General features: G+C 70.5%; 20 protein-coding genes and 1 riboswitch. Of the genes, 14 read left to right on the forward strand and 6 right to left on the reverse strand.

The annotated features are described in order from the left end of the window. Positions 1-145: 145 nt before the first annotated feature. The gene (locus BLW86_RS27280; RefSeq protein ID WP_015033024.1) at positions 146-502 is read left to right on the forward strand and encodes a HesB/IscA family protein; all 357 of its coding nucleotides are present in this window, start codon (positions 146-148) and stop codon (positions 500-502) included. A gap of 72 nt (positions 503-574) precedes the next feature. Here the strand turns inward: BLW86_RS27280 and BLW86_RS27285 are convergent, their stop codons facing one another. Both BLW86_RS27285 and BLW86_RS27290 read right to left on the reverse strand, forming a co-directional pair. Continuing rightward, positions 575-2050 (reverse strand): hypothetical protein, encoded by a 1476-nt coding sequence (locus tag BLW86_RS27285; protein ID WP_093876487.1) that lies wholly within the window; start codon positions 2048-2050, stop codon positions 575-577. Between the two features lie 66 nt (positions 2051-2116). Next, on the reverse strand, positions 2117-2323 hold the full coding sequence (locus tag BLW86_RS27290; RefSeq protein ID WP_093876488.1) for a hypothetical protein: 207 nt from the start codon (positions 2321-2323) through the stop codon (positions 2117-2119). Between the two features lie 178 nt (positions 2324-2501). On the opposite strand from BLW86_RS27290, the gene BLW86_RS27295 reads away from it, so the two are divergent. After that, complete coding sequence (locus BLW86_RS27295) at positions 2502-3476, forward strand: carbohydrate kinase family protein (RefSeq protein ID WP_093876489.1); 975 nt, start codon at positions 2502-2504, stop codon at positions 3474-3476. Positions 3477-4033: 557 nt separating this feature from the next. Here the strand turns inward: BLW86_RS27295 and BLW86_RS27300 are convergent. Further along, positions 4034-5419 carry a cysteine desulfurase/sulfurtransferase TusA family protein gene (locus BLW86_RS27300; RefSeq protein WP_093876490.1) on the reverse strand — a complete coding sequence of 462 codons (1386 nt, stop codon included), beginning with the start codon at positions 5417-5419 and terminating at the stop codon, positions 4034-4036. Positions 5420-5928: 509 nt separating this feature from the next. Here BLW86_RS27300 and coxB point away from each other — a divergent pair. The 4 genes from coxB (at position 5929) to BLW86_RS27320 (ending at position 10398) form a co-directional block, all read left to right on the forward strand. After that, positions 5929-6894, forward strand: coding sequence for an aa3-type cytochrome oxidase subunit II (gene coxB / locus BLW86_RS27305; RefSeq protein WP_093876491.1), 966 nt, complete (start codon positions 5929-5931; stop codon positions 6892-6894). Then, entirely contained in the window at positions 6891-8627 is a 1737-nt protein-coding gene (gene ctaD, locus BLW86_RS27310; RefSeq protein ID WP_093876492.1) for an aa3-type cytochrome oxidase subunit I, read from the forward strand. The genes coxB and ctaD overlap by 4 nt, the downstream gene beginning before the upstream one ends. Next, positions 8624-9022 (forward strand): cytochrome c oxidase subunit 4, encoded by a 399-nt coding sequence (locus tag BLW86_RS27315; protein ID WP_093876493.1) that lies wholly within the window; start codon positions 8624-8626, stop codon positions 9020-9022. Before ctaD ends, BLW86_RS27315 begins: the two co-directional genes overlap by 4 nt. Positions 9023-9144: 122 nt before the next feature. Further along, positions 9145-10398, forward strand: coding sequence for a L,D-transpeptidase (locus BLW86_RS27320; RefSeq protein ID WP_093876494.1), 1254 nt, complete (start codon positions 9145-9147; stop codon positions 10396-10398). Positions 10399-10415: 17 nt separating this feature from the next. Here the strand turns inward: BLW86_RS27320 and BLW86_RS27325 are convergent, their stop codons facing one another. Beyond that, the gene (locus BLW86_RS27325) at positions 10416-10817 is read right to left on the reverse strand and encodes a DNA-binding transcriptional response regulator (RefSeq protein ID WP_093876495.1); all 402 of its coding nucleotides are present in this window, start codon (positions 10815-10817) and stop codon (positions 10416-10418) included. A 202-nt stretch (positions 10818-11019) separates the two neighbouring features. Between BLW86_RS27325 and BLW86_RS27330 the strand changes: the two genes are divergently transcribed. The 6 genes from BLW86_RS27330 to BLW86_RS27355 all read left to right on the forward strand — a co-directional run bounded on the left by BLW86_RS27330 (position 11020) and on the right by BLW86_RS27355 (position 18187). Beyond that, entirely contained in the window at positions 11020-11640 is a 621-nt protein-coding gene (locus BLW86_RS27330) for an aa3-type cytochrome oxidase subunit III (RefSeq protein WP_093876496.1), read from the forward strand. A 74-nt stretch (positions 11641-11714) separates the two neighbouring features. After that, positions 11715-12524 carry a cytochrome bc1 complex diheme cytochrome c subunit gene (locus tag BLW86_RS27335; RefSeq protein WP_093876497.1) on the forward strand — a complete coding sequence of 270 codons (810 nt, stop codon included), beginning with the start codon at positions 11715-11717 and terminating at the stop codon, positions 12522-12524. After that, on the forward strand, positions 12521-13573 hold the full coding sequence (locus BLW86_RS27340; protein ID WP_093876498.1) for a cytochrome bc1 complex Rieske iron-sulfur subunit: 1053 nt from the start codon (positions 12521-12523) through the stop codon (positions 13571-13573). The genes BLW86_RS27335 and BLW86_RS27340 overlap by 4 nt, the downstream gene beginning before the upstream one ends. After that, a complete protein-coding gene (locus tag BLW86_RS27345; RefSeq protein ID WP_093876499.1) occupies positions 13570-15195 on the forward strand; it encodes a cytochrome bc1 complex cytochrome b subunit in 1626 nt (541 codons plus the stop codon). Before BLW86_RS27340 ends, BLW86_RS27345 begins: the two co-directional genes overlap by 4 nt. Before the next feature lie 127 nt (positions 15196-15322). Next, positions 15323-16387 (forward strand): anthranilate phosphoribosyltransferase, encoded by a 1065-nt coding sequence (gene trpD, locus BLW86_RS27350; protein ID WP_093876500.1) that lies wholly within the window; start codon positions 15323-15325, stop codon positions 16385-16387. Positions 16388-16466: 79 nt separating this feature from the next. Then, a riboswitch (SAM riboswitch) is annotated at positions 16467-16583 on the forward strand. Positions 16584-16792: 209 nt separating this feature from the next. Next, on the forward strand, positions 16793-18187 hold the full coding sequence (locus tag BLW86_RS27355; protein ID WP_256341448.1) for an aminotransferase class V-fold PLP-dependent enzyme: 1395 nt from the start codon (positions 16793-16795) through the stop codon (positions 18185-18187). 71 nt (positions 18188-18258) lie between these two features. Here the strand turns inward: BLW86_RS27355 and BLW86_RS27360 are convergent, their stop codons facing one another. Both BLW86_RS27360 and BLW86_RS27365 read right to left on the reverse strand, forming a co-directional pair. Then, on the reverse strand, positions 18259-18540 hold the full coding sequence (locus BLW86_RS27360) for an Lrp/AsnC family transcriptional regulator (RefSeq protein WP_017238849.1): 282 nt from the start codon (positions 18538-18540) through the stop codon (positions 18259-18261). Next, positions 18537-19271, reverse strand: coding sequence for a rhomboid family intramembrane serine protease (locus BLW86_RS27365; RefSeq protein WP_093876501.1), 735 nt, complete (start codon positions 19269-19271; stop codon positions 18537-18539). The genes BLW86_RS27360 and BLW86_RS27365 overlap by 4 nt, the downstream gene beginning before the upstream one ends. A 159-nt stretch (positions 19272-19430) precedes the next feature. Between BLW86_RS27365 and BLW86_RS27370 the strand changes: the two genes are divergently transcribed. Next, positions 19431-19673, forward strand: a complete 243-nt coding sequence (locus tag BLW86_RS27370; RefSeq protein ID WP_055644001.1) for a hypothetical protein — start codon at positions 19431-19433, stop codon at positions 19671-19673. Between the two features lie 33 nt (positions 19674-19706). Continuing rightward, on the forward strand, positions 19707-21071 hold the full coding sequence (locus tag BLW86_RS27375; RefSeq protein WP_093876502.1) for an NYN domain-containing protein: 1365 nt from the start codon (positions 19707-19709) through the stop codon (positions 21069-21071). Positions 21072-21323: the final 252 nt, after the last annotated feature.

Raw genomic sequence — 21323 nt, forward strand, 5'->3', positions numbered from 1 at the left:
GATGTGACGAATTCGCTGTCCGCGCTCCTGGACGGGGTGTGCGAGCATGAAAGAGGGAAGACCCCACTCGGCCCGGAATGAATCCGGGGCACCGTCGGTTGCAACCGTCGGCAAGCAGTCTCCGTACACACCGGGAGAGAAGCAGATGTCCGTATCGGACGAGAAGACCACTGTCAGCGACGGCATCCTCCTGTCCGACGCCGCCGCGGCCAAGGTCAAGGCCCTCCTCGACCAGGAAGGCCGCGAGGACCTGGCCCTGCGCGTCGCCGTTCAGCCCGGCGGCTGCTCCGGCCTGCGTTACCAGCTGTTCTTCGACGAGCGTTCGCTCGACGGCGATGTCGTGAAGGACTTCGACGGCGTCAAGGTCGTGACCGACCGCATGAGCGCCCCGTACCTCGGGGGCGCGTCGATCGACTTCGTCGACACGATCGAGAAGCAGGGCTTCACCATCGACAACCCCAACGCCACGGGCTCCTGCGCCTGCGGCGACTCGTTCAGCTAAGCCTGTACGTGCGTGAGGGCGGCGGTCCCGGGACTTCCCGGGGCCGCCGCCCTCACGCGTGTCCGGGGGACGTCAGCGCCGCGGCACCGGCTCTCCGCTCGCCGCGTCGACCACCGGCCGCCCGCCCAGCGGGCTCTGGAGATCCACGGTCAGCGTGATCTCCTTGGCGACCGCGATGCACGCCCGCCCGGGGTCGGACTTCTCGTCGATCCGCACGGTCACCTTCGCCGGCGACTCCACCGCCTTCGCGGTGTACGTGCTGCACACCCCGCCCCAGAAGGTGACCGACAGCTTCCGGCCGTCCTCCGCCGTCCGGTACGACTCGATCCGCCGGGCCGGCGCCGTGCCCTCGTCCGGCGAGGGCTTCACCGGCGGCGCCAGGCGCTCCGGGGCGACCGCCGTCTCCGTCACCGTGTACGGTGCCGCGTCCACCGGGTCCGCCGTGAACAGCCACGCCGGTACGAGCAGCCGCTCGCCCGCCACGTCCTGCGCGGCCAGACCGAACACCGCACCCGTCACCGGGACCTCGGTCGGCGGAGCCGTGTCCCCGGCCGACCGGCAGGGCGCGGCCGGGTCGGCCTTCCCGCTCCCGTCGACCGGCGCCGGACCGTCCCCGCCGCTCCCCTCGACCCCGGCCGGCGGGTCCGTCGCGCAGCCGCCGATGCCGACCGGGCCGGTGCCCTTCGCGTCCTCGTTCAGCTCCGCGAGCGCCTTCGCCGCCCCGATCACCGGATACGTGGCGCCCTTCACCGGCTCCTTCAGCGTCCCGCTCCCGGCGACCGCCCGGCCGTCCGGACCGATCTGCAGCCCCGTCGACCAGCCGTAGGTCGGCAGGCCGTCCACCACCGGATCGGCGTTGACCACCCGCACCGAACCGTTCATCACCTGGGTCGCCGTCACCTTCGCGTCGTCCTGGCCCAGGGCCTTCAGGACGGGGGCGGCCGCCGCCTTCGCCGCCGCCTCGCTCACCGGCGTACGGCCTGAGGCCGGGGGCTTCACCTCGCCGGGCGGCGGGCACGCCGGCCCCTTGAGGCAGCTGTCGCCGGCCGGGCCGCCGTCGTACCAGGAGTACGTCCAGTTCCCCGGGGCCGCCTTCGCCACGTCCAGGCGCGGACCCTGACCGTCCTTCTCGGGCCGGATCGTCCAGACGTCCCCGACCGGCACGGGCCGGCCCTCGACCCCGAGCGCTTCGGCCAGCCTGGTCACCTCTGCCGAGGTGACCAGGCCCTCGGGCCGGTGGACCGCGGCCGAGGAGGGCCCTTGGGGGAGCGGGCCCTTGGCTTTGTAGACCGTCCCGTGCGCGCCGCCGCTCGGGTCCGGCTCACCGGGAGCGATCCCGGGGCCGCCGCTGCCGCTGCCGCCGCCGTCTTCGAGCCGCAGCGGCGGAGGCGGACCGCCCGCGTCCTTGCCGGCCACCCCGGCCGGGGTGGCCTCGCCGGACGCCGTGGCCGCCAGATAGACGCCACCGCCCCCGGCGAGCAGCACACCCGCCGCCACCGAGGCGGCCAGGACGTTCCGTCGCCTCCGCACGTTCTCCGTACCGCTCACCGCAACGCTCCCTCGTCTCGACCGGACGCCGATGGGACGGAGCGGACGCGCGGACGGTTCCGTCCGTCAGCCGCCGTACTCGACGGTGGCGTCGATCAGCCGGGCCGAGGCCGCCGGAACGACGACGCCGTGGATCGACGCGGGGGAGACCCGAACGGGGGCCGGGTCGGCCGGAGCCACCCAGTGGGGGGCCATCCGGGCGCCGTCCCCGCGCAGCTGGGCGAGGCTCAACTCGGACTCGTGACGCTCGCGAGGAGCGGGATACGTGGTCATGGGCGCACCGTATGCACCGCACCGCTCCGGGGAAAAGGCCTACTCTGGGGTAGTTTCCACTGTTCGGCAGGGCGTCCCCCACCCGGTAGCGTGAACTGTCGTTCTCTCCCGTCGCCCATCGCCACCTCCGTTCGAGCGCCTTGCGCGCTCCCACCGAATTCCGCAGGAGCACCCAGCCGTGCGTATCGCAGTCACCGGCTCCATCGCCACCGACCACCTCATGACCTTCCCCGGCCGGTTCGCCGACCAGCTCGTGGCCGACCAGCTCCACACGGTGTCCCTCTCCTTCCTCGTCGACAACCTGGACGTCCGCCGGGGAGGCGTCGCCGCCAACATCTGCTTCGGCATGGGACAGCTCGGCAGCCGCCCCGTCCTCGTCGGCGCGGCCGGCTTCGACTTCGACGAGTACCGCGCCTGGCTCGACCGGCACGGCGTCGACACCGGCTCGGTGCGCATCTCCGAGGTCCTGCACACCGCCCGCTTCGTCTGCACCACCGACAAGGACCACAACCAGATCGGCTCCTTCTACACCGGTGCGATGAGCGAGGCCCGGCTGATCGAGCTCAAGGCCGTCGCCGACCGCGTGGGCGGCCTCGACCTGGTTCTCATCGGCGCCGACGACCCCGAGGCGATGCTCCGCCACACGGAGGAGTGCCGGACCCGCTCCATCCCCTTCGCCGCCGACTTCTCGCAGCAGATCGCGCGCATGGACGGCGAGGAGATCCGCACCCTCCTCGACGGGGCCACCTACCTCTTCTCCAACGAGTACGAGAAGGGCCTCATCGAGTCCAAGACCGGCTGGACCGAGGCGGAGATCCTCTCCCGTGTCGGCCACCGCATCACCACGCTCGGCTCGCGCGGCGTGCGCATCGAGCGGGTCGGCGAGACCCCCATCGAGGTCGGCTGCCCCGAGGAGACGGCCAAGGTCGACCCCACCGGCGTCGGCGACGCCTTCCGCGCGGGCTTCCTCACGGGCCTGTCCTGGGGCGTCGGCCTCGAGCGGGCGGCGCAGGTCGGCTGCATGCTGGCGACGCTGGTCATCGAGACGCTGGGCACGCAGGAATACGCGCTGCGGCGGGCGAACTTCATGGAGCGCTTCACGAAGGCGTACGGCGAAGAGGCGGCCACGGAGGTCCAGTCCCACCTCCTCTGACCCCGTCCGCGCGGCCGCTGCCCCCGCCTGGGCGGCGCCCACCTGCCCGTGTGACCGCGCCCTGCGGGCCGGCACCCGCCCCGCCCGTGTGACCGCGCCTGGCAGGGCGGTGCCCCTCCGCCCACCTCCATGCGGAGCCCGCGCCCGCCGGGGCGGTGCCCCTCCCGCCCCTCCCCGTGTGGGCAATCGTCCCGCTGGGGCGGGACGGGTGGGCACACGGGACGGCGCCCTTCAGTGGCGCCTCCGCGTTCCGCGCCTGAACCCGCACGGACAGGGCGGTGCGCATCAGGGTGCGGGTCAGGGCGCGGGAGCCTGGGCCCGGCAAGGGGCGCCGTTCCGTTGTGCCCACCCGTTCCGCCCCGGCGGAACGATTGCCCACAACGGGGGGTGCGGGGGTGGGCACCGTCCCGGCGGGCGCGCCCGCAACGGGGGTGGGTGGGCACCGTCCCGGCGGAACGACTGCCCACAACGGGGGCGGGGTGCTGCCCCGGCGGGCGCGCGCCCACGACGGGGGTGCGAGGGCGGGCGCCCGCCATGAGGCCCGCAACAGGCGGCGGCTACGACACCCGTCGGACCACGTACGCCGTCCCGCCCCCCGCCCCCGGCGACTCCCCCACGTACTCCTGCCCCCGCATCTCGCACCACGCCGGAATGTCCAGCCGCGCCGCCGCGTCGTCCGAGAGCACCGTCACCGTCCCGCCCACCGGCACGTCCCCGATCACCTTCGCGAGTTCGATGACCGGGATCGGGCACCGCTTGCCCAGGGAGTCCACGACGAGCGAGCCCGAGGGCGTCGGGGTCGAGGGGGCGGAGGCGGGGGCCCCGAGCCGTTCCCGTACCTCCGCCACCACATCCGGCAGCACGGCCAGGAAGCGGTCCACGTCCTCCTCCGAGGTCCCCGCGGGCAGCGACACCCGGACGTTCCCCTCGCTCAGGACCCCCATCGCGCGCAGCACATGGCTGGGCGTCAGCGTCGAACTCGTGCACGACGAACCGGACGAAACGGAGAAACCCTCCCGGTCCAGCTCGTGCAGGAGCGTCTCCCCGTCGACGTACAGACAGGAGAAGGTGACGAGGTGCGGGAGCCGGCGCACCGGGTCGCCCACCACCTCCACGTCCGGCACCAGCTGGGGCACCCGCGTCCGGATCCGGTCCACCAGGCCCCGCAGCCGCGCCCCTTCGGCGGCCGCCTCCGCCCGGACCGCCCGCAGCGAGGCCGCCGCCGCCACGATCGCCGGCAGGTTCTCGAAGCCCGGCGCCCGGCCCGACTCCCGCTCGTCGGAGGGCCCTTGCGGCGCGAACCTGACCCCCTTCCGTACGGCGAGCAGCCCGACCCCCGCGGGCCCGCCCCACTTGTGCGCGCTCGCCGCGAGCAGCGACCAGCCCCCGTCCACCGGGCCCCAGGCGAGGGACTGGGCCGCGTCCACGAGCAGCGGCACGTCCGCCGCCCGGCAGGCCTCGGCGACCTCGGCCACCGGCTGCACCGTGCCCACCTCGTGGTTGGCCGACTGGAGGCACGCCAGGGCCGTGCCGGGGACGAGCGCGGCCGCGAAGGCGTCCGCGTCCACCGCCCCCGACCGGTCCACCGGCACCTCGGTCACCGTGCCGCCCGCCGCCGTGTGCGTCTCGCCCGCGTGCAGGACGGAGGAGTGTTCGACCGCGGAGACGACGAGCCGGTTTCCGACACGCCGACGTCCCGCGAGCGCGCCGGAGATCCCGGCGTGAACCGCGCGTGTCCCCGAAGGAGTGAACACGAGCTCGTCCGGACGGCACCCCACGGCCTCCGCGGCGGCCTCCCGGGCCGCGTCGAGCAGCAGCCGGGCGCGTCGCCCCTCCCGGTACAGCCGGGCGGGGTCGGCCCAGCCCTCGTCGAGGGAGGCGAGCAGGGCCTGACGGGCGACGGGGTGCAGCGGGGCGGCGGACGCGGCGTCGAAGTACGGCATCCGCCCACGGTAGAGCCTGAGGTCGACCGCCCCTCGTCGACCCGGGTGCGCACCCGTCGTCACCCCGGGCACGGCCCCCGGTCACCCCAGGTGCGGACGCGCCCCCGGTCGACCCGCCCCGGACGCCCCGCCCCATCCCTCCGCCCGCACCAGGCGCCCCCGCCCCATCCCTCCGCCCGCACCGGCCGCCCCCGCCCCATTCCCCGCCCGCACCAGGCGTCCCCGCCCCGCCCCGCCCCCCCGATGAGCCCCCGTCAAAACCCCGTCCCACCACCCCGGCAGCCCGCCGAACGGCCGTCTCCGGGCGCCCTCCGGAACCCCGGAGTCCACCCCTTCGGGGGCCCGGACGGCGCGTTGGGCACCCTCCCCGCGCGACCCCAAATAGCGTCCAGTAGGGTTTGGTCCGCATAAACATCCAAACCCCTGCCCGCGGCCGGGGCGGCGACCGACCAGCGAGACGGACGGCCGTGGCCGACCACTGCGGGCCGAGACTCTCGGGAAGGCGCTACGTGAGTCCCAACGGCTCCGACCGCTCGTCGCGGCGCCCGATGCGGCGGAAGCTGCCGCAGGTGCTGACTGCGGGCCTGATCCTGGCGACAGCCACCGGCTGCTCGTACAACTGGGAAGACTTCCCCCGCCTTGGCATGCCCACCCCCGTCACGGAAGAGGCGCCTCGGATCCTCTCCCTGTGGCAGGGCTCCTGGGCCGCCGCCCTGATCACGGGCATCCTGGTGTGGGGCCTGATCCTCTGGGCCACCATCTTCCACCGGCGCAGCCGGACCAAGGTCGAGGTACCTCCGCAGACCCGTTACAACATGCCCATCGAGGCGCTGTACACGGTCACCCCGCTCATCATCGTCTCGGTGCTCTTCTACTTCACCGCGCGCGACGAGTCGAAGCTCCTCGAGCTCACCCCGAAGCCGGCTCACACGGTCAACGTGGTCGGCTACCAGTGGAGCTGGGGCTTCAACTACGTCGAGAACGTGCCCGGTGTGAAGGGTGACGCCAAGACGGACAAGAACCTCGCCACGCTCCCGGACAAGTTCATCGCGGACTTCCCGGAGAACGCCGGCGGCGTCTACGACGCGGGCATCCCGGGCGACCGGAACCCGCAGACCGGCAACCCGGGCCCGACCCTGTGGCTGCCCAAGGGTGAGAAGGTCAGGTTCGTCCTGTCCTCCCGTGACGTCATCCACTCCTTCTGGGTGGTCCCCTTCCTCATGAAGCAGGACGTCATCCCGGGTCACACCAACTCCTTCGAGGTGACCCCGACGCAGGAAGGCACCTTCCTCGGCAAGTGTGCCGAGCTGTGCGGTGTCGACCACTCCCGGATGCTCTTCAACGTCAAGGTGGTCTCCCCGGAGCGCTACCAGCAGCACCTGAAGGAGCTGGCCGAGAAGGGGCAGACCGGCTACATCCCGTCTGGCATCGAGCAGACGGACCCGGCCAGGAATGCGGAGAAGAACCAACTGTGAGCATCCACAACGAAACCCAGGGTGCCGCCGCAGCTGAGGACTCGTACGAGAACGAGCTGCCCGTACGGCGCAAGCAGCCCGGCAACGTGGTCATCAAGTGGCTCACCACCACCGACCACAAGACCATCGGCACGATGTACCTGGTCACGTCGTTCGCCTTCTTCTGCGTCGGCGGACTCATGGCGCTCTTCATGCGCGCCGAGCTCGCTCGTCCCGGCACGCAGATCATGTCGAACGAGCAGTTCAACCAGGCGTTCACGATGCACGGCACGATCATGCTGCTGATGTTCGCGACGCCGCTGTTCGCCGGCTTCGCGAACTGGATCATGCCGCTGCAGATCGGCGCGCCCGACGTGGCGTTCCCGCGGCTGAACATGTTCGCCTACTGGCTGTACCTCTTCGGCTCGCTCATCGCGGTGGCCGGCTTCCTCACCCCGCAGGGTGCGGCCGACTTCGGCTGGTTCGCCTACTCCCCGCTGTCGGACGCCGTCCGCTCGCCGGGTGTCGGTGCCGACATGTGGATCATGGGTCTGGCCTTCTCCGGCTTCGGCACGATCCTCGGCTCGGTCAACTTCATCACCACGATCATCTGCATGCGCGCTCCGGGCATGACGATGTTCCGCATGCCGATCTTCACCTGGAACGTGCTGCTGACCGGTGTCCTGGTCCTGCTCGCCTTCCCGGTCCTGGCGGCCGCGCTGTTCGCCCTGGAGGCGGACCGCAAGTTCGGTGCCCACGTCTTCGACGCGGCCAACGGCGGAGCGCTGCTCTGGCAACACCTCTTCTGGTTCTTCGGACACCCAGAGGTGTACATCATCGCCTTGCCCTTCTTCGGCATCATCTCCGAGGTCATCCCGGTCTTCAGCCGCAAGCCGATGTTCGGCTACATCGGTCTGATCGCCGCGACCATCGCGATCGCCGGTCTGTCCGTGACCGTGTGGGCGCACCACATGTACGTCACCGGTGGCGTGCTCCTCCCGTTCTTCTCCTTCATGACGTTCCTCATCGCCGTTCCGACCGGCGTGAAGTTCTTCAACTGGATCGGGACGATGTGGAAGGGCTCGCTGTCCTTCGAGACCCCGATGCTCTGGGCCGTCGGCTTCCTGATCACCTTCACCTTCGGTGGTCTGACCGGCGTCATCCTGGCCTCGCCCCCGATGGACTTCCACATCTCCGACTCGTACTTCGTGGTGGCGCACTTCCACTACGTCGTCTTCGGCACCGTCGTCTTCGCGATGTTCTCCGGCTTCCACTTCTGGTGGCCGAAGTTCACGGGCAAGATGCTCGACGAGCGCCTCGGCAAGATCACGTTCTGGACGCTGTTCATCGGGTTCCACGGCACCTTCCTGGTGCAGCACTGGCTCGGTGCCGAGGGCATGCCGCGTCGTTACGCGGACTACCTGGACGCCGACGGCTTCACCACGCTGAACACGATCTCGACGATCTCCTCGTTCCTGCTCGGTCTGTCGATCCTGCCGTTCTTCTACAACATCTGGAAGACCGCCAAGTACGGCAAGAAGGTCGAGGTCGACGACCCGTGGGGCTACGGCCGTTCGCTCGAGTGGGCGACCTCCTGCCCGCCGCCGCGGCACAACTTCCTCACCCTGCCGCGGATCCGTTCGGAATCCCCGGCGTTCGACCTGCACCACCCTGAGATCGCCGCTCTCGACCAGCTCGAGAACAAGCCGCACGAGGCCGCGGCCCTCACGGGCAGCAAGGAGGCCGGCAAGTGAAGATCCAGGGCAAGATGTTCATCTGGCTGAGCGTCTTCATCCTTGCCATGGCGATCCTCTACGGCGTCTGGTCCAAGGAGCCGGTCGGCACGACGGCGCTCTTCCTGGCCTTCGGCCTGTCCATCATGATCGGCTACTACCTGGCCTTCACGGCCAAGCGTGTCGACGCGATGGCGCAGGACGACAAGGAGGCCGACGTCGCGGACGAGGCCGGTGAGGTGGGCTTCTTCGCCCCGCACAGCTGGCAGCCGCTCTCGCTGGCCGTCGGCGGTGCGCTCGCCTTCCTCGGCATCGCGATGGGCTGGTGGATCCTGTACTTCTCCGCCCCGCTGATCCTCGTCGGCCTGTTCGGCTGGGTCTTCGAGTTCTACCGCGGCGAGAACCAGAACCAGTAGCGGTACCCCGCTCCGCACCGGAGCACACCGAGGGGCCCGGACACTTCGTCACCGAAGTGTCCGGGCCCCTCTTTTGCAGCACTCGGCGCGCTGGCCGCGAGGAATGTCCTTAGCGTGAAGTCATGAACGACACGCCGCGCATAAGGACTGTTCTGAGCTGCACCCTTCTGGCCGTCACCGTCACCGCGGGCGCCTCCGCGTGCTCGGGCTCCGACGGTCACCCGCTGTCGGAGAAGGCCTACGACGCGGCGGACCAGCTCACGGTCAGCGCACCCGCCGACGGCGCCAAGGCGGACCCCGAGAAGCCCCTGGAGATCACCGCCAACGGCGGCGACGGCCGGATCACCGACGTCACGGCCACCGACGCCTCAGGGCACCACCTCGCCGGCGAACTCACCGCGGACGGACAGCGCTGGCGCTCCACGGCGGCCCTGGCGGCCGGCGCCCGCTACACGGTGCGGGTGGCCACCGAGGACGAGGACGGCGCTCCAGGCGCCCGTACGTTCACTTTCGAGACGGCCCCGGCCAAACGGGACCTGACCGTGACCTTCGGGCCGGAGGCGGGCACGTACGGCGTGGGGCAGCCCATCACGGCGGAGCTCAGCCTTCCGGTCAAGGACCGGTCGGCCCGCGCGGTCGTCGAGCGGGCCCTCAAGGTCCGCTCCACGCCCGCCGTCGAGGGCGCCTGGTACTGGGTGGACGACAAGAAACTGCACTTCCGGCCGAAGGAGTACTGGCCGGCCGGGGCGCACGTCACGGCCACCGGGAACCTGGACGGCATCAAGGTCGGCGACAAGCTCTACGGCGGCGCCTCCAAGCCGCTGAAGCTCACCATCGGAGACCGGATCGAGGCGGTCGCGGACGCCGGCGCGCACCAGATGACCGTGAAGCGCAACGGAGAAGTGATCAACACCATGCCGGTGACCACCGGCAAGCCCGGATTCTCCACCCGCAACGGCATCAAGGTCGTGCTCGGCAAGGAGTACTTCGTCCAGATGCGGAGCACCACCGTCGGTATCGCGGAGGGCAGCTCCGACTCGTACGACCTGCCCGTGTACTACGCCACCCGGGTCACCTGGAGCGGCGAGTACGTGCACGCCGCGCCCTGGTCCGTCGGCTCCCAGGGCGTCGAGAACGTCAGCCACGGCTGTGTCGGCATGTCGACGGAGAACGCGGCCTGGTTCTTCAAGACCGTCCGCCCCGGGGACATCGTCCGCGTCGTCAACAGCATCGGCGACACGATGGACACCTTCGGCAACGGCTTCGGCGACTGGAACATGGAGTGGGACAAGTGGCGCCAGGGAAGCGCCCTGGTGGAGGCCGCCGGAAACCCGGTGGCCTCCACGGAGAAGGCCCGGCTGAGGCCCTCGATCTGAACCGGGGCCCGACCGGCTCAGGCGTCGAGCGACAGGCGCGAGCGCAGCAGGGACGCCAGGGACGCCGCGAACTCGACCGGTTCCACCGGAAGGGTGACCGCGGCGTCCGCGCGGCTCCAGGTGGCCAGCCAGGCGTCCTGCGGACGGCCGATCAGCAGCAGCACCGGCGGGCAGCGGAAGACCTCGTCCTTGATCTGCCGGCAGACCCCCATGCCTCCGGCGGGCACCGCCTCGCCGTCGAGCACGCACACGTCGATCCCGCCCTCGTCCAGGTGCTTCAGCACCGCGGGAAGCGTCGCGCACTCCACGAACTCGACCGGGGGAACGTCGGTCGCGGGCCGGCGCCCGGCCGCGAGCCGCACCTGCGCGCGGGTGTTCGCGTCGTCGCTGTAGACCAGGACCGTGGCACTCGACTGCATCGTTCCTCCGTGGGGAAGTCCGTGGGAAGGTCGTCGATCGATGCGCCGGATGCTACTCCGGTCCACACCCCGTCAACACCCGTTCAACACCTGTTCGAACGGTGCTCAGGGGCCCCGGCGCTGGGCCGTTCGGGCTGGACACACCCCCCTGACACTCCGAACGGCACCCCCCGGAGTGAGGGCGGGATAAGCGACCGACATAATGTCGGTCGTGGCGACAGTAACGACAGTAGAAACAGGGCACGCGCACCCGTCGGTCAATCGACCGAACCTCACCAGCGTCGGAACCATCATCTGGTTGAGCTCCGAGCTGATGTTCTTCGCGGCCCTCTTCGCGATGTACTTCACCCTGCGATCGGTGACGGGTGCCGAGTTCTGGGCAGAAAAGTCCTCGGCCTTGAACTTCCCGTTCTCGGCGACCAACACCACGATCCTGGTGCTCTCCTCCCTCACCTGCCAGCTCGGCGTCTTCGCCGCGGAGCGGGGCGATGTGAAGAAGCTCCGGACGTGGTTCATCATCACGTTCGTGATGGGTGCGATCTTCATCGGCGGCCAGGTCTTCGAGTACACCGAGCTGGTCAAGAAGGACGGCCTCTCGCTGTCCTCGGACCCGTACGGCACGGTGTTCTACCTGACCACCGGCTTCCACGGCCTGCACGTGACGGGCGGTCTCATCGCCTTCCTGCTGGTCCTCGGCCGGACGTACGCCGCCAAGAGGTTCACTCACGAGCAGGCAACCGCCGCCATCGTCGTGTCCTACTACTGGCACTTCGTCGATGTCGTCTGGATCGGCCTCTTCGCCACGATCTACATGATCAAGTAATCGGCTCCGCCTCCACGGCGGACCGAGACATCCAGCAAGCATCGACGCAGAAGATCCTGACACCGGGGTAATCCGTGAAAAAGCTCTCCGCACGACGACGCCATCCGCTGGCGGCGGTCGTCGTCCTACTTCTCGCGCTGGCGGCCACTGGGGGGCTGTACGCCGCGTTCGCGCCCGCGGGCACGGCGAAGGCCGATGAAACCGCCCAGTCCCTCGCCATCGAGGAGGGGAAGAAGCTCTACTCCGTCGGCTGCGCCAGCTGCCACGGAACCGGCGGTCAGGGCACCTCTGACGGCCCGTCCCTGGTCGGCGTGGGTTCGGCGGCCGTGGACTTCCAGGTCGGTACGGGCCGCATGCCGGCCCAGCAGCCGGGCGCCCAGGTCCCGAGGAAGAAGGTCATCTACTCGCAGGCTGAGATCGATCAGCTCGCGGCGTACGTCGCCTCCCTCGGTGCCGGCCCGATCAAGCCGACCGAGGGCCAGTACAGCCCTGACGGTGCCGACATCGCCAAGGGTGGCGAGCTGTTCCGCACCAACTGTGCCCAGTGCCACAACTTCACCGGTGAGGGTGGCGCGCTGACCTACGGCAAGTACGCCCCGAGCCTCGAGGGCGTGGACCCGAAGCACCTCTACGAGGCCATGCAGACCGGCCCGCAGAACATGCCCTCCTTCCCCGACACGACCATGCCGGAGAAGGAGAAGAAGGACATCATCGCGTACGTCCAGGCCGTCAACAGCGACACGTCCGAGAGCCCGGGCGGTCTCAAGCTCGGTGGCCTCGGCCCCGTCAGCGAGGGCCTGTTCGCCTGGGTCTTCGGCCTGGGCGCGCTGATCGCAGTTGCCATCTGGGTCGCGGCCCACACCGCTAAGGCCAAGAAGTCATGAGTAGCCAAGAGATTCCAGAAGAGACCCTGCCGGCAGGGCAGGACACCGCGCACGGCGCGGTGACGGTCGCCGACGACCCGTTCGCCGACCCGGGCCTCCCGCCCCACAAGCCCCGCATCCAGGACATCGACGAGCGGGCCGCCCGCCGGTCCGAGCGTGCGGTCGCCTTCATGTTCACGCTGTCGATGCTGGCCACCGTCGGCTTCATCGCCTCGTACGTGATCTTCCCGGTCGACAAGATCGTGTACATCTGGCCCTTCGGCCACGTGTCCGCGCTCAACTTCGCCCTGGGTCTGACCCTCGGTGCCGCCCTCTTCTTCATCGGCGCGGGCGCGGTCCACTGGGCCCGCACCCTGATGTCCGACGTCGAGGTCGCCGACGAGCGTCACCCGATGCAGGCGTCGCCCGAGGTCAAGGCGAAGGTCATGGCGGACTTCGCGGCCGGTGCCGCGGAGTCGGGGATGGGCCGCCGCAAGCTCATCCGCAACACGATGTTCGGCGCGCTGTCGCTCGTACCGCTCTCCGGCATCGTCCTGCTGCGTGACATGGGCCCGCTGCCCGAGAAGAAGCTCCGGACCACCATGTGGACCAAGGGGCTCCAGCTCATCAACATGAACACGCACGAGCCGCTGCGTCCCGAGGACGTCGCGGTCGGCTCGCTGACCTTCGCGATGCCCGAGGGCCTCTCGGAGCACGACGAGCACTTCCAGGTCCAGATCGCCAAGGCCGCCCTGATGATCGTCCGGATCCAGCCGGAGGACATCAAGGACAAGCGCGAGCTCGAGTGGTCGCACGAGGGCATCGTCGCGTTCTCGAAGATCTGCACCCACGTCGGCTGCCCGATCTCCCTGTACGAGCAGCAGACGCACCACGTGCTCTGCCCGTGCCACCAGTCCACCTTCGACCTCTCCGACGGCGCCCGCGTCATCTTCGGCCCGGCCGGTCACCCCCTCCCGCAGCTGCGGATCGGCGTGAACGACAAGGGCTTCCTCGAGGCGCTCGGCGACTTCGACGAGCCCGTCGGCCCGGCATTCTGGGAGCGCGGATGAGCACCGTGACCAACACGCAGAAGAAGGCCCCCGCCGGTGAGCGGGTAGCCGACTGGGCCGACGGCCGCCTGGGGATCTACACGCTGGCCAAGGCCAACATGCGGAAGATCTTCCCGGACCACTGGTCCTTCATGCTGGGCGAGGTCTGCCTCTACAGCTTCCTCATCATCATCCTGACGGGCGTCTACCTGACGCTGTTCTTCCACCCGTCGATGAACGAGGTGGAGTACGTCGGACCGTACGTCCCGCTCCAGGGACAGCTGATGTCCGAGGCGTTCAACTCGACCATGCACATCTCCTTCGAGGTGCGCGGTGGTCTGCTGATCCGGCAGATCCACCACTGGGCGGCGCTGATCTTCCTCGCCGGCATGTTCGTGCACATGATGCGCGTGTTCTTCACCGGCGCGTTCCGCAAGCCGCGTGAGATCAACTGGCTGTTCGGCTTCCTGCTGTTCTTCCTGGGCATGTTCACCGGCTTCACCGGTTACTCGCTCCCGGACGACCTGCTCTCCGGCACCGGTGTCCGCTTCATGCAGGGCGCGATCCTGTCCGTGCCGGTCCTCGGCACGTACCTGTCGATGTTCCTGTTCGGCGGCGAGTTCCCCGGCGGCGACTTCGTCGCCCGGTTCTACTCGGCGCACGTGCTGCTGCTGCCCGGCATCATGCTGGGCCTCGTGGTCGCCCACCTCATCCTGGTGTTCGTCCACAAGCACACGCAGTTCGCCGGCCCCGGCCGGACGAACAACAACGTCGTCGGCATGCCGCTGCTGCCCGTGTACATGGCGAAGGCCGGAGGCTTCTTCTTCCTGGTCTTCGGCGTCATCGCGGTCGTCGCGGCGATCGCCTCGATCAACCCGATCTGGGCCATCGGCCCGTACCGCCCGGACCAGGTGTCCACCGGCGCCCAGCCCGACTGGTACATGGGCTTCGCCGAGGGTCTGATCCGTGTCATGCCGGGCTGGGAGATCAACCTGTGGGGCCACACGCTGGTGCTCGGCGTGATGATCCCGCTGGCGATCTTCCCGCTGGTCCTCGCGGCCATCGCGGTCTACCCGTTCATCGAGTCCTGGATCACCGGCGACAAGCGCGAGCACCACATCGCGCAGCGCCCGCGCAACGCTCCGACGCGCACCGCCTTCGGTGTCGCCTGGATCACCGCGTACATGATCATGCTCGTGGGTGGTGGAAACGACCTCTGGGCGACCCACTTCCACCTGTCGCTGAACTCGATCACCTGGTTCGTGCGGATCTTCTTCTTCGCCGGTCCGGTCATCGCGTTCGTCGCCACCAAGCGGATCTGCCTCGGCCTCCAGCGCCGCGACAAGGACAAGGTGCTGCACGGCCGCGAGTCGGGCATCATCAAGCGCCTGCCGCACGGTGAGTTCGTCGAGGTCCACGAGCCGCTCAGCCAGGGCGAGCTGCACCGCCTCACGGCGCACGAGCAGTACGAGGCCGCGGAGCTTCCGCCGGCCGTCGACGAGAACGGCGTGGAGCGCAAGATCGGCCGCATGGAGAAGCTCCGGGTCAAGCTCAACAAGGGCTACTACGGCGACGACAGCCAGATCGCCAAGCCCACGGTCGAGGAGTACAAGGAGATCCAGAGCGGCCACGGCCACCACTGATCACCTGAACACCTGACCTGAGGTCGCCACGGCAAGAGCCCCGTCCATTCGATGGACGGGGCTCTTTGCCGTCCCCGGAGGTCGATAGGGTGGGACCGTATCCGTCACGTGATCACCAGGAGCTGCCATGAGCGCTGCGACCCCCGCTGGAGGACCTACGTCGGCGGGCCGCTCCTGGCCCGTCCTGCTGAACGGTCTGCTCGACGGCAAGGACCTCTCCGCCGACGACACCGCCTGGGCGATGGACCTGATCATGAGCGGCGAGGCGACCGACGCGCAGATCGCCGGATTCATGGTGGCGCTGCGGGCCAAGGGCGAGACCGTCCAGGAGATCACCGGCCTCGTCCGCACCATGTACGCGCACGCCAACACGATCGAGGTGCCCGGCCCCGCCGTCGACATCGTCGGCACCGGCGGCGACGGCGCCAAGACCGTCAACATCTCCACGATGGCCTCGATCGTCGTCGCCGGCACGGGCGCGAAGGTCGTCAAGCACGGCAACCGCGCCGCCTCCTCCGCCTCCGGCTCCTCCGACGTCCTGGAGAAGCTCGGCATCAACCTCCACCTCACCCCGCAGCGGGTCGCCGAGGTCGCCGAGGAAGCCGGCATCACCATCTGCTTCGCCGTGAAGTTCCACCCCTCGCTGCGGCACGTCGCCGCGGCCCGCGGCCAGCTGGGCATCCGGACCACCTTCAACGTCCTGGGTCCGCTGACCAACCCGGCCAAGGTGAAGGCCCAGGCCGTCGGGGTCGCCGACCCGCGCATGGCGCCGATCGTCGCCGGCGTCCTCGCCGAGCGCGGCAACTCCGCCCTGGTCTTCCGCGGCGACGACGGCCTGGACGAGCTGACGACCACCGCCACCTCCCGGGTCTGGGTGGTCCGGGACGGCGGCGTCACCGAGGAGCGCTTCGACCCGCGGGACGTCGGCATCGAGCTCGTCCCCCTGGAGGCCCTGCGCGGCGCCGACGCCTCGTACAACGCCGACGTGGCGCGCCGGCTGCTCGCGGGGGAGACCGGTCCGGTACGGGACGCGGTGCTGCTCAACGCGGCGGCGGCGCTCACCGCCCTGGAGCCCGGCACGGGCACCCTGGCGGAGCAGCTGGGCGCGGGCATCGCGAAGGCGGCCGAGTCGCTCGACTCCGGCGCGGCCCTCCGGTCCCTGGAGCGATGGGTCGCCGCCAGCAACGCGTGACCCGTGTGCCGTACGGCCCCGGTCCACCATGCGGACCGGGGTCTTGCGCTTCGGCGATCATGTGGCAGGATGCTCTACAGGTCACGAGTGACAGCGTTTTGGCCCCGGCTTGCTGTCCGGCAACCCTCCTTCCGTGGCGGGGTGCCCCGGGTGATGACCAGGCCGTAGGCAGCGAGGTCTACGGCAAGCGCGGATCCCTCGAGCACCAGGGGTCCTGGTCAGTCGAGGAGCTTTTTCCGTGAGCAAGCGAATGCGATAGGGCGAGTCCGCCCCTTCTTCACCCTCGGAACAGGGTCCCTTCCGCGTACCCCCATGTCCTCCGAGGCATCACCCGTACCCCGCCGCACCCGGCCGCGTACGGGATTCACCGAAGCCATTCCGCACCGCCCGCCGGGAGACACCGCCATGTCCGCACGCCCGAACACCGCCGTCGAGACCGCTGCCGCCGCCGAGTCCGCCGACCCCTGCTGCGCCGCCCCGCTGCCGGTCCTCGGCCGGGACGTGACCGTCCCGCTCGTCACCGGCGGCGAGGTGACCTACGCGGCGCTCGACTACGCGGCCAGCGCGCCGGCCCTCCAGCGGGTCTGGGACGACGTCGCCGCGTACGCCCCCTACTACGGCAGCGTCCACCGCGGCGCCGGCTACCTCTCCCAGCTCTCCACCGACCTCTTCGAGAACAGCCGCGCCACCGTCGCCGAGTTCCTCGACTGCCGCCCCGACGACCAGGTCGTCTTCACCCGCTCCACCACGGACTCGCTCAACCTGCTCGCCCAGGTCCTCCCGGCCGGCTGCGAGGTCTTCGTCTTCGAGACCGAGCACCACGCCTCGCTGCTGCCGTGGAGGGACGCCCACGTCACCTACCTCGACGCGCCGCGCACCCCGGCCGAGGCCGTCGAGACCCTGGAGCGGGCGCTCGCCGACCGCGATCCGTACGGCCCCGCCCTCGTCTGCGTCACCGGCGCCTCCAACGTCACCGGCGAGCTGTGGCCGGTGCGGGAACTGGCCGCCGCCGCGCACGCGCACGGCGCCCGGATCGTGCTCGACGCCGCCCAGCTCGCCCCCCACCACCCGGTCTCCGTGCGGGAGCTGGACGTGGACTGGGTGGCCTTCTCCGGGCACAAGCTGTACGCGCCCTTCGGCTCCGGCGTCCTCGCCGGCCGCGCCGACTGGCTGCAGGATTCCGAGCCCTACCTCGCGGGCGGTGGAGCGTCCCGCAAGGTGGCCCGTCGGGCCGACGGTGGTGTGGACGTGGAGTGGCACACCACGTCGGCCCGACATGAAGCCGGTTCGCCGAACGTCATCGGCGTCTACTCGATCGCCTCCGCCTGCAAGGCGCTCACCGAGGCCGGCTTCGACTCCCTCGTCGCCCGCGAGCGGCACCTGATCGCGAAGGTCCGCGAGGGCCTGGCCGAGGTGCCCGAGGTGCGCGTGCTCTCGCTCTTCGGCGACGACGCGCCCCGCGTGGGCGTCATCTCCTTCGTCGTGGAGGGCTGGAACAGCTCCCACTTCGCCGCCGCGCTCTCCGCCGAGTACGGCATCGGCGTCCGCGACGGCCTCTTCTGCGCCCACCCGCTGGTCCGCACCCTGCTCGGCAGCGACCCGCAGGACCCGGGCGAGTGCGGCGCGCCCGAGGCGGCCCCGGGGGAGCGCTCGCTCAACGCCATCCGGGTGAGCTTCGGCGCCGGTACGCCGGACGAGCACGTGGAGCGGTTCGTCGGCGCGGTGAAGGAGCTCGTCCGGGACGGCGCGCAGTGGAAGTACCGCACCGAGGACGGCCGCTGCGTCCCCGACCGCGGCTGATCACTCACTCGTACGGGTGAAGGGGGCCTCCCGGACGGGAGGCCCCCTTCAGTCATGCCGGGCGTGCGGTGTCAGGACTCCAGGCCGATGGCGAAGGCCGCCTCCAGGTCGTGCTGGGAGTACGTCCGGAAGGCGACGTGGGTGTCCGTGGCCTCGACGCCGGGGATCTTGCTGATGCGGCCGGGGATCACGTCCGCCAGGTCGTCGTGGCGCGGCACCCGGACCATGGCGATCAGGTCGTACGTGCCGGTGACCGAGAAGACCTCGCTGACGCTGTCGAGCGCGGCGATCGACTCGGCGATCTCGGGGATGCGGTCCACGCTGGTCTTGATGAGCACGATCGCGGTGATCACGGCTGGCTTTCTCCCTCGGTCGCCGCGGCTTGGGCTTTCACTCTATCCCCACCGCGGAAGCGCCCCCAGGCGTAGAGGAAGCCGACCGAGAAGCCCACGACATGGGCCAGATAGGCGACGCCGGGCCCCGCGCCCGCCGCCCGCGCGGCCAGCCACTGCAGCGTGAACCAGAAGATCAGCACGATCCAGGCGGGGAAGCGCAGCGGCAGGAAGAACAGGAAGGGGAAGAGGCTGGTGACGCGGGAGCGCGGGAAGAGGAAGAGGAAGGCCCCGAGCACCGCCGAGATCGCCCCGGAGGCCCCGACCAGGGTCTGCTCGCTGTCGGCGTGCACCACCGCGTACCCGGACAGGGCGACGTAGCCGGTGCCCAGGTAGAAGAGGCAGAACCCGACCGGCCCCATGCGCTCCTCGGCCATCGCCCCGAAGACGTACAGGAAGAGCATGTTGCCGAGCAGATGGAGCCAGCTGCCGTGGACGAAGAGCGCGGTCAGCGGGGTGAGCAGGGCGTGCGGGTCGCCGCTCGTCAGCTCGGCGGGGACCACGCCCCAGCGGCGGAAGTAGGCGCCCTGGGCGGCCAGGAGCTCGTCGCCCGTGCCGTACACCGGATTGAGCCCGGCGACCGGACTGCTCACGAAGAGGAGGCAGCAGGCGGCGATCAGCCCGTACGTCACCATGGGGCCGCCGCGGACGCCCCGCCGGGCACCGAGGACCCCGCCTCGCCAGTCGATCATGGACAGATCATGGCGTACCGGGGCCGAAGTGGACAGAGTGCCTCGCCGTGCCCCGTCCTCCCCGCGAGGCCGTAGGGTTACGGCACCACCCACCGCAGTTCGACGGCGCACCGCGGCTCCCGTACCTGGTACCACGCAACAGGAAGAAGGACGGCACCGATGACGACGGTTCCCCTGCCGACCGACGAGACCCGCTGGCGCTGCACGCTCTGCGGCAACCTGACCCGCTTCGACGTGACCCGCTCCTCCAAGGTCGTGGAGTACGTCCATCTGGACCTCGCCGGAGACCCGACGGTCGAGGAGCGGCAGGTGGTGAGTGAGACCATCGAGTCGGTCCGCTGCCGCTGGTGCAACGCGGTGGACCAGATCGAACTGGTGGACAGGCCGGGCGCCGCCTCCTGAGGGACGGCACGGACGACATAGGGGTGACGGATCGTGGAGCAGCCCGCGCACGGTGGTGAGCCGGCCGGCGCGGCAGGTGACGCTGCCGAGACGCTCGACCACCCATTGCCGGAAGGCGTACGGCGACGGGTCGTCGCGCTGGTCGCGGACGCCTTCGGCGGGCTCACCGTCGCGGAGCTGCCCGCGCCCCTGAGGCAGTACGCCCGCTTCACCGCGAGCCGGCGGGCCAAGTTCGCCGGCAACGCGATGGCCGCCGCGCTCGACGCCGACCCGCTCTTCCGTCAGCGCATCGGCGAACGGTTCAAGCAGGGCCAGCCCGAGCTGGCCGGAGCCGTGGAGACCGGCACCCTGCCCGCGGCCGCCGACCCCGTCGACGTGGCGGCGGCCGCCTATGTGCTGCGCCCGCCCGGCTGGGTCAAGCTCGTCGCCGCCGCCGGCGAGGAGGCCCAGCGGGCCGACGCCGAGCGGGCCGACGAGGCCGGCCGGCGTGAGCTGGAGCGGCTGCGCGAGGAGCTCGCCGTGGCCCGGGACCGCTCCCGGGGCGAGACCGAGCAGCTGCGGCACGACCTGGACGCCGCCCGCAGGGAAGCGGAATCGCTTCACCGCAAGCTGCGCAGCGCCCAGAGCGACGTCAAGCGCGGCGAGGCCGCGCTGCGCAAGGCGCAGGGCGAGATCGAGGCCGTGCGGGCCGAGTCGGCGGCGCAGGTCTCGGCCGCCGAGAGCGAGACGCGGCGACTCAGGGCGCGGCTCGGCGAGGTCGAGGCCGCCCTGGAGGCGAGCCGCAGGACCGCCCGCGAGGGCCGCTCGGTGGAGGACATGCGGTTGCGGCTGCTGCTCGACACGGTCCTCGACGCGGCCCAGGGGCTGCGCCGCGAACTCGCGCTGCCGCCCGTCTCGGTGCACCCGGCGGACACCGTGGACGCGGTGGAGCCGGGTCGGATGTCCCCGAAGGACATCGCGGCGCGGGCGCTCTCCGAGACGGATCCGGCGCTGCTCGACCAGCTGCTCGCGCTGCCGCAGGCGCACCTGGTCGTCGACGGCTACAACGTCACCAAGACCGGCTATCCGACGATGCCGCTGGAGAAGCAGCGGCTGCGGCTGCTCGGCGGGCTCTCGGCGCTCGCGGCCCGCTCGGGGGCCGAGGTCACCTGTGTCTTCGACGGGGCGGAGCTGGCGGCCCCGGTGCTGCTCGCGCCGCCGCGCGGCGTGCGGGTGCTGTTCTCCAAGCCCGGTGTCACGGCGGACGAGTTGATCCGGCAGCTGGTCCGGGCGGAGCCGCCGGGGCGGCCGGTCGTGGTGGTCTCCACCGACCGCGAGGTCGCCGACGGCGTCGCGAAGGCGGGGGCGCGGCCGGTGACGTCCGCCTTGTTGCTCAAGCGGCTTTCGCGCATCTCGTAACACATCGCAACTCCTGAGGGTTATGCCCGAATTCTGGATGGCGCACCGTCAAGTACCCATCACTGGCCGTGTGATGTATGTAAATAAAGTGGTGCGTGGGCGAGATTTTTGCCAGCGGGATTTGAACTGATCACAACTTGGTCACTAGGGTCGGGCTTCGAACCTTCGCGCGGTTGATCACCCATCCGGGGTGGCAGCGGAGGAACCGCCTGCCCCTGACCGGTTGGGCGGCTCGAGGAAGAAGGAGCTCGC

Source organism: Streptomyces sp. TLI_105 (genome assembly GCF_900105415.1).
Lineage (GTDB): Bacteria > Actinomycetota > Actinomycetes > Streptomycetales > Streptomycetaceae > Streptomyces.